The 13,310-nt window shown below is 70.7% G+C and carries 10 protein-coding genes; 3 read left to right on the forward strand and 7 right to left on the reverse strand.

Translation table 11 applies throughout. The annotated features are described in order from the left end of the window. Positions 1–483 precede the first annotated feature (483 nt). Complete coding sequence (locus tag ACZ7NC_RS40415) at positions 484–5,418, forward strand: NAD-glutamate dehydrogenase (protein ID WP_471496405.1); 4,935 nt, start codon at positions 484–486, stop codon at positions 5,416–5,418. Positions 5,419–5,519: 101 nt separating this feature from the next. Here the strand turns inward: ACZ7NC_RS40415 and ACZ7NC_RS40420 are convergent, their stop codons facing one another. Continuing rightward, positions 5,520–6,377, reverse strand: a complete 858-nt coding sequence (locus ACZ7NC_RS40420) for an ABC transporter ATP-binding protein (RefSeq protein WP_471496407.1) — start codon at positions 6,375–6,377, stop codon at positions 5,520–5,522. Then, entirely contained in the window at positions 6,370–7,293 is a 924-nt protein-coding gene (locus tag ACZ7NC_RS40425) for an ABC transporter permease (RefSeq protein WP_471496409.1), read from the reverse strand. Before ACZ7NC_RS40425 ends, ACZ7NC_RS40420 begins: the two co-directional genes overlap by 8 nt. 216 nt (positions 7,294–7,509) lie before the next feature. Here ACZ7NC_RS40425 and ACZ7NC_RS40430 point away from each other — a divergent pair, with 216 nt between their 5' ends. Beyond that, complete coding sequence (locus ACZ7NC_RS40430) at positions 7,510–8,148, forward strand: TetR/AcrR family transcriptional regulator (protein WP_471496411.1); 639 nt, start codon at positions 7,510–7,512, stop codon at positions 8,146–8,148. A 60-nt stretch (positions 8,149–8,208) separates the two neighbouring features. Here the strand turns inward: ACZ7NC_RS40430 and ACZ7NC_RS40435 are convergent, their stop codons facing one another. The 3 genes from ACZ7NC_RS40435 to ACZ7NC_RS40445 all read right to left on the reverse strand — a co-directional run bounded on the left by ACZ7NC_RS40435 (position 8,209) and on the right by ACZ7NC_RS40445 (position 10,765). Then, a complete protein-coding gene (locus ACZ7NC_RS40435) occupies positions 8,209–9,156 on the reverse strand; it encodes an ADP-ribosylglycohydrolase family protein (protein WP_471496413.1) in 948 nt (315 codons plus the stop codon). Between the two features lie 14 nt (positions 9,157–9,170). Then, complete coding sequence (gene galE, locus ACZ7NC_RS40440) at positions 9,171–10,151, reverse strand: UDP-glucose 4-epimerase GalE (RefSeq protein WP_471496415.1); 981 nt, start codon at positions 10,149–10,151, stop codon at positions 9,171–9,173. Between the two features lie 137 nt (positions 10,152–10,288). Beyond that, a complete protein-coding gene (locus ACZ7NC_RS40445; RefSeq protein WP_471496417.1) occupies positions 10,289–10,765 on the reverse strand; it encodes a MarR family winged helix-turn-helix transcriptional regulator in 477 nt (158 codons plus the stop codon). A 152-nt stretch (positions 10,766–10,917) separates the two neighbouring features. Here ACZ7NC_RS40445 and ACZ7NC_RS40450 point away from each other — a divergent pair, with 152 nt between their 5' ends. Next, complete coding sequence (locus tag ACZ7NC_RS40450; RefSeq protein WP_471496419.1) at positions 10,918–11,331, forward strand: organic hydroperoxide resistance protein; 414 nt, start codon at positions 10,918–10,920, stop codon at positions 11,329–11,331. A 19-nt stretch (positions 11,332–11,350) separates the two neighbouring features. Here the strand turns inward: ACZ7NC_RS40450 and ACZ7NC_RS40455 are convergent, their stop codons facing one another. Together ACZ7NC_RS40455 and ACZ7NC_RS40460 are read right to left on the reverse strand one after the other, a co-directional pair. Next, positions 11,351–12,943 carry a hypothetical protein gene (locus ACZ7NC_RS40455; protein ID WP_471496421.1) on the reverse strand — a complete coding sequence of 531 codons (1,593 nt, stop codon included), beginning with the start codon at positions 12,941–12,943 and terminating at the stop codon, positions 11,351–11,353. Between the two features lie 46 nt (positions 12,944–12,989). Beyond that, positions 12,990–13,310: CDP-glycerol glycerophosphotransferase family protein (locus ACZ7NC_RS40460; protein ID WP_471496423.1), on the reverse strand; the 321-nt coding region annotated here is incomplete at its 5' end.

Consider the following 13,310-nt stretch of genomic DNA (forward strand, 5'->3'; position numbering starts at 1 on the left):
AGCCTCCTCCTCCGTACCCGACCCCGCCAGTTACGCCCTCCCCACCCCCTTTGTCCCTGTGCAGAACGTCAAAGTTCCACCCCTGGATTTGTACACATACGGCTCATGACGGGGGCCCTGTAAGGAGCGATAGCCTTAGTGGCGTGATCAGCGCGATAGCTCGCGGGGGCATCGTCGCCCCTGCCCTGCGCCCGGCGACCACGGACGACATCCGTGGCCGGGCGGCGGTCGCTGGTCTTCGCGGGCGGGAGGGAGCCGAAAGGGCTCCCGGCAAGCCATGCGCACCGTGGGACCGGGCGTCGCAGAGAGCAGCGTCACACCCCGCGGGCAGCTCAAGATTGGCTCATATAACCCCGCTCATCCCACCTCGCGGCATAGCGTCGAACCAGACCGGACACCCCGCGTCGCGGCGTTACACCGGAGGGGAAGCCACCGTACTTCCTTCAACGTCACGCAACGGCGCGCGACAGGAGCCAGAGGACAATGCAGACCAAGCTGGACGAAGCAAAGGCCGAGCTGCTCGAGAGGGCCGCCCGGGTAGCTGAGAACAGCCCGGTCGGGGGGTATCTACCGACTGGGACCACGGACGAGAGCAGCCCCGGCACCCCGGACCACGACACCGTGCTCTCGTTCCTCCAGCGCTACTACCTGCACACCGCCCCGGAGGACCTCACCGACCGCGACCCGGTCGACATCTTCGGAGCCGCCTTCTCGCACTACCGGCTGGCCGAGAACCGCCCCCAGGGCACGGCCAACGTGCGGGTGCACACGCCCACCGTGGAAGAGAACGGGTGGACGTGCAGCCATTCCGTCGTCGAGGTCGTCACCGACGACATGCCCTTCCTCGTCGACTCCGTCACCAACGAGCTGACGCGGCAGGGGCGGGGGATCCATGTGGTCATCCACCCGCAGGTCTTCGTCCGCCGCGACGTCACCGGCAAGCTCATCGAGGTGCTCACCGCGCCGCCCTCCGGCGAGCTGCCGCACGACACGCACACCGAGTCCTGGATCCACGTAGAGATCGACCGGGAGACCGACCGCGGCGACCTCAAGCAGATCACCGCCGACCTGCTGCGCGTCCTGTCCGACGTCCGTGAGGCCGTCGAGGACTGGAGCAAGATGCGGGACGCGGCCCTGCGGATGGCCGACGAACTGCCCGGCGAGCCCACCTCCGACCTGCGAGAGCAGGAGGTCGAGGAGGCCCGTGAGCTGCTGCGCTGGCTGGCCGACGACCACTTCACCTTCCTCGGATTCCGCGAGTACGAGCTGCGCGAGGACGACTCGCTGGCCGCCGTGCCGGGCACCGGCCTCGGCATCCTGCGCTCCGACCCGCACCACTCCGAGGCCGACAGCCACCCGGTCAGCCCGTCCTTCGAGCGGCTGCCCGCGGACGCCCGCGCCAAGGCCCGCGAGCACAAGCTCCTCATCCTGACCAAGGCCAACAGCCGGGCGACCGTGCACCGGCCGTCGTACCTCGACTACGTCGGCGTGAAGAAGTTCGACGAGAACGGCGAGGTGGTCGGTGAGCGCCGCTTCCTCGGCCTGTTCTCCTCGGCCGCCTACACCGAGTCCGTCCGCCGTGTGCCGGTCGTCCGGCGCAAGGTCGACGACGTGCTGCGGGTCGCCGGGTTCTCGCCCCACAGCCACGACGGGCGCGACCTGCTGCAGATCCTGGAGACGTACCCGCGCGACGAGCTCTTCCAGACGCCGGTCAACGAGCTCCAGCGCATCGCGACCTCCGTGCTGTACCTCCAGGAGCGCCGCCGGCTGCGGCTCTACCTGCGCCAGGACGAGTACGGCCGCTACTACTCGGCCCTCGTCTACCTCCCCCGGGACCGCTACACCACCGGTGTGCGCCTGCGGATCATCGACATCCTGAAGGAGGAGCTCGGCGGCACCAGCGTCGACTTCACCGCCTGGAACACCGAATCGATCCTCTCCCGGCTGCACTTCGTCGTCCGCGTCCCGCAGGGCACCGAGCTGCCGGAGCTGTCCGACGCCGACAAGGAGCGCATCGAGGCGCGTCTCGTCGAGGCCGCCCGCTCCTGGGCCGACGGCTTCGCGGACGCGCTGAACGCCGAGCTCGGCGAGGAGCGCGCCGCCGAGCTGGTGCGCCGCTACGGCAACGCCTTCCCTGAGGGCTACAAGGCCGACCACTCCCCGCGCTCGGCCGTCGCCGACCTGGTCCACATCGAGCAGCTCACCGAGGACAACAACTTCTCGCTGAGCCTGTACGAGCCGGTCGGCGCCGCCCCCGAGGAGCGCCGGTTCAAGATCTACCGCAAGGGCGCGGCCGTCTCCCTGTCCGCCGTCCTGCCGGTCCTCAGCCGGCTCGGCGTCGAGGTCGTGGACGAGCGGCCGTACGAACTGCGCTGCTCCGACCGCAGTGTCGCCTGGATCTACGACTTCGGTCTGCGCATGGCCCCGGCGGCGGGCGGCGGTGACTATCTCGGCGACGACGCGCGCGAGCGGTTCTCCGAGGCCTTCGCCGCCACCTGGACCGGAAAGGCGGAGAACGACGGGTTCAACGCCCTGGTGCTGGGCGCCGGGCTCACCTGGCGGCAGGCGATGGTGCTGCGGGCGTACGCGAAGTACCTGCGCCAGGCCGGTTCCACCTTCAGCCAGGACTACATGGAGGACACCCTCCGCAACAACGTCCACACCACCCGGCTGCTCGTCTCCCTGTTCGAGGCGCGGATGTCGCCGGACCGCCAGCGCGCGGGCCGGGAGATCGTGGACGCGCTCCTCGAAGAGGTCGACGCGGCGCTCGACCAGGTGGCGAGCCTCGACGAGGACCGGATCCTGCGGTCCTTCCTGACCGTCATCAAGGCGACGCTGCGGACGAACTTCTTCCAGGAGGCGGCGGGCGGTCACCCGCACGACTACGTCTCCATGAAGTTCGACCCGCAGGCCATCCCGGATCTGCCGGCGCCGCGACCGGCGTACGAGATCTGGGTCTACTCGCCGCGCGTCGAAGGCGTGCACCTGCGCTTCGGCAAGGTCGCGCGAGGGGGTCTGCGCTGGTCCGACCGGCGTGAGGACTTCCGCACCGAGATCCTCGGCCTGGTCAAGGCGCAGATGGTGAAGAACACCGTCATCGTGCCGGTCGGCGCCAAGGGCGGCTTCGTCGCCAAGCAGCTGCCGGACCCCAGCGTGGACCGCGACGCGTGGCTGGCGGAAGGCGTCGCCAGCTACAAGACCTTCATCTCGGCACTGCTCGACATCACCGACAACATGGTCGCCGGCGAGGTCGTGCCCCCGGCGGACGTCGTCCGGCACGACGAGGACGACACCTACCTCGTGGTCGCCGCCGACAAGGGCACCGCGACCTTCTCCGACATCGCCAACGGGGTCGCCGAGCAGTACAACTTCTGGCTCGGCGACGCCTTCGCCTCCGGAGGCTCGGCCGGCTACGACCACAAGGGCATGGGCATCACCGCCCGCGGCGCCTGGGAGTCCGTCAAGCGGCACTTCCGTGAGCTGGGCGTGGACACGCAGAGCGAGGACTTCACGGTCGTCGGCATCGGCGACATGTCCGGTGACGTGTTCGGCAACGGCATGCTGCTCAGCGAGCACATCCGCCTGGTCGCCGCCTTCGACCACCGGCACATCTTCATCGACCCGAACCCGGACGCGGCCACCTCCTACGCCGAGCGCCGCCGCATCTTCGAGCTGCCCCGCTCCAGCTGGGAGGACTACAACACCGACCTGATCTCGGCCGGTGGCGGTGTCTTCCCGCGCAGCGCGAAGGCCATCCCGGTCAACGCGCACATCCGCGAGGCCCTGGGCATCGAGGGCAAGATCGCCAAGATGACCCCGGCCGAGCTGATGAAGGCCATCCTCAAGTCGCCGGTGGACCTGCTGTGGAACGGCGGCATCGGTACGTACGTCAAGGCGAGCACCGAGACGCACGCCGACGTCGGCGACAAGGCCAACGACGCCATCCGCGTCGACGGCGCCGACCTGCGGGTCAAGGTCGTCGGCGAGGGCGGCAACCTGGGTCTGACCCAGCTCGGCCGGATCGAGTTCGCGCTGCACGGCGGCAAGATCAACACCGATGCCATCGACAACAGCGCGGGCGTGGACACCTCCGACCACGAGGTGAACATCAAGATCCTGCTCAACGGCCTGGTCGCGGACGGCGACATGACCGTCAAGCAGCGCAACAAGCTGCTCGCCGAGATGACCGACGAGGTCGGCCACCTCGTCCTGCGCAACAACTACGCGCAGAACACGGCGATCGCCAACGCGCTGGCCCAGTCCAGCGCCATGCTCCACGCCCAGCAGCGCTTTATGAAGCACCTGGTCAGGGAAGGTCACCTGGACCGGGCGCTGGAGTTCCTGCCCACCGACCGCCAGATCCGCGAGCGCCTGAACGCCGACCACGGCCTGACCGGCCCGGAGACGGCCGTCCTGATGGCGTACACGAAGATCACGGTCGCCGAAGAGCTGCTGCACACCTCGCTGCCGGACGACCCGTACCTGAGCACGCTGCTGCACGCGTACTTCCCGACGGCGCTGCGCGAGCGGTTCCCGGAGCACCTCGTCAGCCACCCGCTGCGCCGTGAGATCACCACGACCGTGCTGGTCAACGACACGGTCAACACGGGCGGTACGACGTATCTGCACCGGCTGCGCGAGGAGACCGGTGCCTCGCTGGAGGAGATCGTCCGGGCGCAGACCGTGGCCCGCTCGATCTTCCGCTCGGCGGAGGTGTGGGACGCGGTCGAGGCGCTCGACAACAAGGTCGAGGCCGCCGTCCAGACCCGGATCCGGCTGCACTCGCGCCGGCTCGTCGAGCGCGGCACGCGCTGGCTGCTCAACAACCGGCCGCAGCCGCTCCAGCTCGCCGACACGATCGACTTCTTCGGTGAGCGCGTCGAGCAGGTGTGGTCGCAGCTGCCGAAGCTGCTGCGCGGCGAGGATCTGGAGTGGTACCAGCGGATCCACGACGAGCTGACCGGCGCCGGAGTCCCCGTGGAGCTCGCCACGCGGGTCGCCGGGTTCTCCTCCGCCTTCCCGACGCTCGACATCGTTTCGGTGGCCGACCGCATGGGCAAGGAGCCGATGGACGTCGCCGAGGTCTACTACGACCTCGCCGACCGGCTGAACATCACCCAGCTCATGGACCGCATCATCGAGCTGCCGCGCGCCGACCGCTGGCAGTCCATGGCCCGCGCCTCCATCCGCGAGGACCTCTACGCCGCCCACGCGGCCCTGACCTCGGACGTCCTCGCCGCCGGCAACGGCACGGCGACGCCCGAGCAGCGCTTCAAGTCATGGGAGCAGAAGAACGGCGCGATCCTGGGCCGTGCGCGTACGACCCTGGAGGAGATCCGCGGCTCGGACGCCTTCGACCTGGCGAACCTGTCGGTGGCGATGCGCACGATGCGCACGCTGCTGCGGACGCACACGTGAGCGGTGTGATGCCGTAAGGCGTACGCGCGTGAGGGCGCCCCGGGCTGTCACAGCCCGGGGCGCCCTCACGTCAATCGGGGGCCGCCCTACGAAGCGACCGGCTACGAAGCGACCGGCGCGGGCTTGGGCTTCGGCTTGGCCGCCTTGTCGCCCGTGAACGCCTCGTACTCCTTGAGGACCTCGTCGGTAGGCCCGTCCATGCGCAGCTCGCCGCGCTCCAGCCACAGGACGCGGTCGCAGGTGTCGCGGATCGACTTGTTGTTGTGGCTGACCAGGAACACCGTGCCCGCGTGCTTGCGCAGCTCGCGGATCCGGGCCTCGGAGCGCTTCTGGAAGGAGCGGTCGCCCGTCGCCAGCGCCTCGTCGATGAGCAGGACGTCGTGGTCCTTGGCGGCGGCGATGGAGAAGCGCAGCCGGGCGGCCATACCGGAGGAGTACGTGCGCATGGGCAGGGTGATGAAGTCGTCCTTCTCGTTGATGCCGGAGAAGTCGACGATCTCCTGGTAGCGCTGCTTGACCTGCTCACGGGTCATGCCCATCGCGAGGCCGCCGAGGAAGACGTTGCGCTCGCCGGTGAGGTCGTTCATCAGGGCCGCGTTGACGCCGAGCAGCGAGGGCTGGCCGTCGGTGAAGATCTGGCCGTTCTCCACGGGGAGCAGGCCCGCGACCGCCTTGAGCAGGGTCGACTTCCCGGAGCCGTTCGTGCCGATCAGGCCGATGGCCTCGCCCCGGTACGCCACGAAGGAGACCTTCTTGACGGCGTGCACCTTGCGCACGCCGGCCGCCTTCTCGGCCTGCTTGCGGCGCAGGATGCGGTTGAGGGCGGCGGTGGCGGAACCGCGGCCGGCGCCCGTGCCGTTGACGCGGTAGACGATGTCGACGTTGTCGGCGATGACGGTGGGGACCTCGCCGGTGCGGATCTCGCCGGTGGGGTGCTGCGGGTTCGGGTGCTCAGCCACGGCCGTACGTCTCCTCAGCCTTCCAGAAGTAGATGAAGCCGCCGACGCCGGCCAGCAGGCTCCAGCCCGTCGCGATCGCCCACACATGCGGCGGGAGCTGGCTCCCGTGGAAGCTGTCGATCAGCGCGAAGCGCATCAGGTCGATGTAGACGGCGGCGGGGTTGATCTGAAGGAGCTCGGGCACCCAGGACGGCAGGCCCTTGTGGCCGCTGGTGACGTGGCTGATGCTGAACATCACGCCGGACGCGTACATCCAGGTGCGCAGCACGAACGGCATCAGCTGGGCGATGTCCGGCGTCCTGGCGCCCATCCGCGCCATGACCATCGCGACACCAGCGTTGAAGGTGAACTGCAGGAACAGTGCCGGGAGCACCAGCGCCCAGGACGCGGCGACCGGAATGCCGAAGCAGAGCAGGATGACGACCAGAGCGGCCATCGAGAACAGCAGCTGCTGGAGCTGTTGCAGGGCGAAGGAGATCGGCAGCGCGGCCCGGGGGAAGTGCAGGGCGCGAACGAGGCCGAGGTTGCCGGAGATCGCGCGGGTGCCCGCCATGATCGAGCTCTGGGTGAAGGTCCAGACGAAGACGCCCGTCACCAGGAACGGGATGTAGTCCTGCACGCCGTGGCTGGTGCCGAGCAGCTTGCCGAAGATGAAGTAGTACACCGCCGCGTTCAGCAACGGCGTCATGACCTGCCACACCTGGCCGAGCTTCGCCTGGCTGTACTGGGAGGTGAGCTTGGCGGTGGCGAAGGCGCTGATGAAGTGGCGGCGCGCCCAGAGCTGGCGGATGTACTCGGGCAGGGAGGGACGGGCACCGCTGACCGCGAGGCCGTGCCGGGCGGCGAGGGCCGCGAGGTCGTGGGCCTGGGGTGGGGCGGGGGCCGTGGGGGGCGGTGTGTGGAGGGCCTGGGTCACATCCGCTGCTTTCACTCGGGGGGAGGGGGCTGCGGTGAAGGTGGGCGTTGGTTCGGCGGTTCCTTACGCTTCTCTTCACGTTTTCTTACGTCGGGACGGGACCGTATCGTCGCAACGTGAGCGTAGGTCGAGTGGGCGTCGGAACGCAACCGTTTCGTCGTGACGTGAGCGACGTTACGGCTGCGTGGGGACGGGACCGTATCGTCGTAACGCCCTATGCTGGTCGGCATGACGACGAACGCCGACCAGTCCCAGACGCGTCCGCGCCGCCGGACCCCGGCGGGGGCGGCCGTGCTCCGCGAGGACGTCACGGAGGCCATTCGGGCGGCCGTCTTCGAGGAACTGGCGGCGGTCGGCTACGCGCGCATGTCGATCGAGGGCATCGCGCGCCGCGCGGGCGTCGGCAAGACCGCGGTGTACCGGCGCTGGCGTTCCAAGCTGCACCTGGTGCTGGACGTGGTCTCGGCGGTCGCGGTGATGGGGCTGCCCACGCCCAACACGGGCTCGCTGGAGGGTGACCTGCGGATGCTGTACGAGGTGACCTCGCGCGCCCTGCGGCACCCGGTGGTCTCGCAGATCATCCCCGACCTCCAGGCCGAGGCGGCCCGCAACCCCGAGATCGCCGAGGCGCTGCAGAAGGCGCTGGAGCAGGGGCAGGAGGGCGTCGCCAGCAAGATCCTGGTCGGGGCCGAGCAGCGCGGCGAGGTGCGGGCCGGCGTCGACGGCGAGTTGGCGCTCGACCTGATCTCGGGGCCGTTGTACTGGCGGATGGTGGTGGCCCGCACCCGGAAGCTCCCCAAGGGCTATCTGGACACCCTGGCCCGGACCACCACCCAGGCGCTCAAGGCGCTGTGAACAAGGGCGGACCGCCGTGCGGGTCGTGCTCGCCGAGACAACGCCACTCGTAGGAGACGCTCAGCCGCTCAGCCGCCGCGCGAGTTCGGCCAAGTCACCCACCCGCAGCACACGTGCGCCGAACCCCGGCAGCGGTACGTGCAGTGCTGTCGCCCACCGCGTCGGCACGCCCGCGATGCCGTGGACCGCGCCGGCCAGCCCGCCGGTCACGGCCGCGACGGTGTCGGTGTCCCCGCCGAGGTCGATCGCCGCGCGTACGGCGTCCTCGAAGGTGGAGGTGGTGCGCAGGGCCCAGACGGCGGAGCCCAGGCAGGGCCATACGGCGCCGTTGAATTCGGTGGCCAGGTCAGGGTGCCAGTCGGGCGCCAGGACGGTGGCGTAGCGGTCGCGGTGGTCCGGGTGGACGGCCTGGAGGGTGTCCGGAAGGGCGGTCAGGGGATCGCCGCCGGCCAGGGCCACGCGGACCAGCTCGTGGAAGACGGCGGTGCCCTCCCAGGCCGCTCGGTCTCCGTGGGTGAGGGCGGCGAGTCGGCGGGCCGCGTCCATGGTGGCCTCGCGGCCGTGGCGGGCGAAGTGGACGGCGGAGGTGGCGGCCCGCATCAACGCGCCGTTCCCCGCCGCGCGTTGGCTCACCTGGTAGTGCAGCGCGGCCGCCAGGTCCCACGGATCGCCGCTGCTCAGCACCGCTTCCGTCTGGAGGCCGATGTCCTTCGGCTCGGCGGCCGCCCAGCGCTGGAACCGCCGGAAGACGTCCGGGAGTTCGAGCCCGTCGCACTCAAGGAGCGACTCCCCGACGAGTACGGCCATCTGTGTGTCGTCGGTGGCCTCACCGGGCTCCCAGCCCCCGCCGCCGCACATCTCACCGCCCTGCCCCGGCTCCGGAAAGCGGGCCGAGAAGGCGCCCTCGGGGCCGAACTCGAAGGGCGCGCCCAGCGCGTCACCGACGGCTGAGCCGATGACGGCGCCGAGGGCGCGCTCGATGCGGAGGGGGCGGACGGGCTCGGTCACCCCGCGAGGCTACGTCAGCTCCGCGCCGCCCCCGGATGCAGCCGTACCCAGCCCTCCCACGCCGACGTGATCATGTCGCGGACGTCGTGTCTGGTCTTCCAGTCCAACTCGGCGGCGATGCGGTCGGCGGAGGCGACCACTCGGGCCGGGTCGCCGGGGCGGCGGGGGGTGACGGTCGGGGGGCGGTCGTAGCCGGTGACGGCGTTGATGAGGTCGATCATCTCGCGGACCGAAACGCCTTCTCCGCGGCCGATGTTGAGGGTGAGGGTGTGGCCGGGCGAGGCCTGGAGGGCGCGGGCCGCGGCCACATGGGCCTCCGCCAGGTCGACCACGTGGATGTAGTCGCGGATGCAGGTGCCGTCGGGGGTGGGGTAGTCGTCGCCGAAGATGCGCGGCGGCGCGTTCTCCGTCAGCTTCTCGAAGACCATCGGGACGAGATTGAAGACGCCGGTGTCGGCGAGTTCGGGGGCGGCCGCGCCGGCCACGTTGAAGTAGCGGAGCGACGCCGTGGACAGGCCCGTCGCGCGGCCCGTCGCCCGTACCAGCCACTCGCCGGCCAGCTTGGTCTCGCCGTACGGCGACATCGGCACGCACGGCGTCTCCTCCGTCACCAGGTCGACGTCCGGCATGCCGTAGACCGCCGCCGAGGAGGAGAAGACGAAGGAACGTACGTTCGCCTTCGTCACCGCTTCCAGGAGGACGCGCAGGCCCTCGACGTTCTCCCGGTAGTAGTGCAGGGGCAGGTCGACCGACTCGCCGACCTGCTTCTTCGCCGCGAGATGGACGACACCGGTGATGCGGTGGGCCGCGATGGCGCGGGCGACGCGCTCGCCGTCCAGGGTCGAGCCCACCACCAGCGGGACGCCGTCGGGCACCCGGTCGGCGAGGCCGGTGGAGAGGTCGTCGTAGACGACGGCGCGCTCGCCCGCTGCGGTCATCGCCCGTACGACGTGCGCTCCGATGTAACCGGCGCCGCCGGTGATCAGCCAGGTCATGTGCGGCCGTCCCCTCGTCAGTGGCCTGTGGTCGGTCGGTGTCAGTCTGCGTCAGTGACAGTGAAGCAGGCGGCGGAGTCTGTCGCGGACCGCCGACATGACTCCCCGTAGACCGGTCCGCCGCACGGCCGCCCCGGTCACGCGCCCTGACCGGGCGTCTCCTGCAGTGCTGCCGCGTCGAGGGCCGCGGTGAGCTCGTCCAGTCGTTCCCGCAGCTCGCCGATCTCGTCCGCGCCGAAGCCCGTCGCCGTGGCGATCCGGCGCGGTACCTGCAACGCCCGCTCGCGCAGCGCGGTGCCCTCGTCCGTGAGCCGCACCTCCACCGAGCGTTCGTCGCGGGCGCTGCGCTCGCGGCGCACCAGGCCCGCCGCCTCCAGTCGCTTGAGCAGCGGGGACAGCGTGCCGGAGTCGAGGCGCAGATGTTCGCCGAGCTTCTTCACGGGCAGATCGCCGTGCTCCCACAGCACCAGCATCACCAGGTACTGCGGATACGTGAGTCCCAGGTCCTTCAGGACCACGCGGTAGACGCCGCCGAAGGCACGGGAGGCGGCGTGCAGGGAGAAGCAGATCTGCTGGTCGAGGCGGAGCCAGTCCGCCGTGGGCGTGGTCGTCATGACTCCAGGGTAACTCGCGCCCGTCACTTAGTTGTGCGCAATTGAATTGTGTGCTCTACTTGTGGTCGTGCGGCGGCCCGAGCAAGCGGGGCGGGCCGCACCACCGCGACTTCGAGTCGCTCGTCACGACTTTCCGAGAGGGATGGATTTCCATGGACGCGCTCTACACCGCTGTCGCCACCGCCACCCACGGCCGCGAGGGCCGCGCCGTCTCCAACGACGGCAAGATCGACCTCCCGCTGGGCATCCCGGTGGAGATGGGCGGCAGCGGACAGGGCACCAACCCCGAGCAGCTGTTCGCCGCCGGGTACGCCGCCTGCTTCGGCAGCGCCCTCGGCCTCGTCGGCCGCCAGGCCAAGGTCGACGTCTCCGACGCCGCCGTCACCGCCGAGGTCGGCATAGGCAAGCAGGGCGAGGGCTTCGCCCTGGCCGTCACCCTCCGCGTCGAGCTGCCCGACACCCTGGACGAGACGACCGGCCGCAAGCTGGTCGAGCAGGCCCACCAGGTCTGCCCCTACTCCAACGCCACCCGCGGCAACATCGAGGTCGACCTCGTCATCGAGTAACTCCACCGCGCGCGGACCGTCACCCGATCCGCGCCAGCACCTCCCCCGTCTCCCGGCTCCACGCCACCACCACCGCCTCCTCCGGCACCCGCTTCCACCGCGTCAGCAGCAGCCAGCGCGCGTGGTGGCGCCGGGCGACGGCCGTGCGCTCGGCGCGGGTCGACCCGGGGGAGAGGTAGGCACGGACGTCGGCCAGCCGCCGGGCCCGCTCCCGCTCGTCCAGGGCGGGGTCGGGCCAGATCGGCGCGGCGAGGTTCGGCCCGTACCCGGGGATCGACCGAGGGGCGTAGTGCCCGTCGGAGATCACCACCTCGCCCTTCCCGACATACCGCGCCACCCAGGCGTACGAGGGCCAGCGCGACGGCTGTTCGAGCCCCACCGGATCCAGCGCACGCGGCACCACCGCCCCGCCCTGCACGGTGAGGAACCCGACACAGGCCCCGGCCGCCGCGGCCCCGCCGAGCATCCGGCGCGCCCTGCCCCACGGCCGGGGCGCCGCCAGCTCCACCGCCAGCGCGAACTGGAGCGGCACCAGCGTGAGCCCGAGGATCCTGCCGTAGGTGTAGTGGCCGCTGACCCAGCCGTACGCCACGACCAGGCAGTCGAGGCCGAACAGCAGCACCAGCGGATCCCGGCGGCCACCCCTCCGCCACCGCGGCCACAGCGCCGGCAGCCCCAGCAGTGCCAGCCAGAACTGCCCGAAGAGCTGCTCGTACAGCCGTCGGTGAATCCCGTCCACGCTGTCGTCGCCGGCCAGCGCGAACACATCGAAGTACGGCCAGGACCAGGCGAGCAGCACCGCCGTGCCCACCGTCACCCCCCACCGCAGCACCACGGCGGCCCGCCACCCCCGCTGCCACCCGGCGACGAACGCCACCGCCCCCAGCGCCGCCGCCAGCGCGGTGATCGGATGCACCAGCAGGATCACCCCGTACAGCGCGCCCAGCCCCGCGTATCCGCCGACCCCCGGCAGCCCGCTCGGCCCGACGTACCGCACCGGCCGCTGCCCCCGGGCCCGTGCCCCCGTCAACGCCCAGGCCCAGAAGGTGAGCCCGATGGCGAACGCCGACGGGTAGCCGAGGTTCCCCGTCATCGACATCAGGCTGAGGTACCCGCTCCACCAGGCCCGCTCGGTCCCCCACAGCAGCGTCATCGCGCCCAGCGCCAGCACCGGCGCCCACGGCCGGGGCGTCAGCGTCCGCACGAGGCGGCCGATGCCGGTCAGCAGCACGACCAGGTTCAGCGCACCGGCCAGCCGTACCACCTCCCAGCCGCTCAGCCCGGTCAGCCGGGCGAACACGCCCTGCGCGACCGCGTACGGCGAGTAGTAGGGGCTGCCCGTGCCCGGCAGGTCCGCCATCGGATGGCGCGGGTGAAGCAGATCCGCCCTCAGACGCTCCACGACCGCCGCGTGCTGGCCGGCGTCGCAGCACAGCGGCACGGCCCAGTACGCCAGCAGCATCACCAGCAGGAACAGAAACCCGAAGACCTGGTACGGCGTCGGACGTGGGCCTCGGCCGCCGCGCAGCGCGGTGGCGCCGCGCACCGCCCTGAGGGCGAGAGTGCCGACGGCCGCCTTTCCGACGTAGGGGTTCGTATGGGTCTGGGGCATTTGCCGTATGTTCCCGATCGGGTCAACGGCATTGCCTCACATCACCTCATCGAGTGAGCCCGTCAGCCGCGTCCAGCAGCGAGCCGGCGCCCTCCGACCCGGGCTCGTCCTCCGTCCCGAGCGCCCCTTCCGGCATCCGCTCGCCCAGCATCAGTGTCCTTACGACCCGCTCGGCGGCCAGCCCGTCGTCGAACTCGCAGAACCGTGCCCGAAAGCCGGCCCGCAGCCGCGCCGACTCCCCGTCCCGCCAGGTCCCGGACGCGAACAGCCACGCCAACTCCCGGTACGAACGCGACACATGACCCGGCGCGTCCGCCGTGATGTCGAAGTAGGCGCCCCGGCTCGCCGTGTACGCCCCCCAGTCGTC

The sequence above is a fragment of the Streptomyces sp. NPDC111802 genome, from assembly GCF_055634335.1.

Bases quoted from the DNA above. Each gene is read 5' to 3' on its own strand.
- ACZ7NC_RS40415 (WP_471496405.1), top strand. From the start codon at position 484: ATGCAGACCAAGCTGGACGAAGCAAAGGCCGAGCTGCTCGAGAGGGCC.
- ACZ7NC_RS40450 (WP_471496419.1), top strand. From the start codon at position 10,918: ATGGACGCGCTCTACACCGCTGTCGCCACCGCCACCCACGGCCGCGAG.
- galE (WP_471496415.1), bottom strand. From the start codon at position 10,151: ATGACCTGGCTGATCACCGGCGGCGCCGGTTACATCGGAGCGCACGTC.
- ACZ7NC_RS40430 (WP_471496411.1), top strand. From the start codon at position 7,510: ATGCTGGTCGGCATGACGACGAACGCCGACCAGTCCCAGACGCGTCCG.
- ACZ7NC_RS40455 (WP_471496421.1), bottom strand. From the start codon at position 12,943: ATGCCCCAGACCCATACGAACCCCTACGTCGGAAAGGCGGCCGTCGGC.
- ACZ7NC_RS40445 (WP_471496417.1), bottom strand. From the start codon at position 10,765: ATGACGACCACGCCCACGGCGGACTGGCTCCGCCTCGACCAGCAGATC.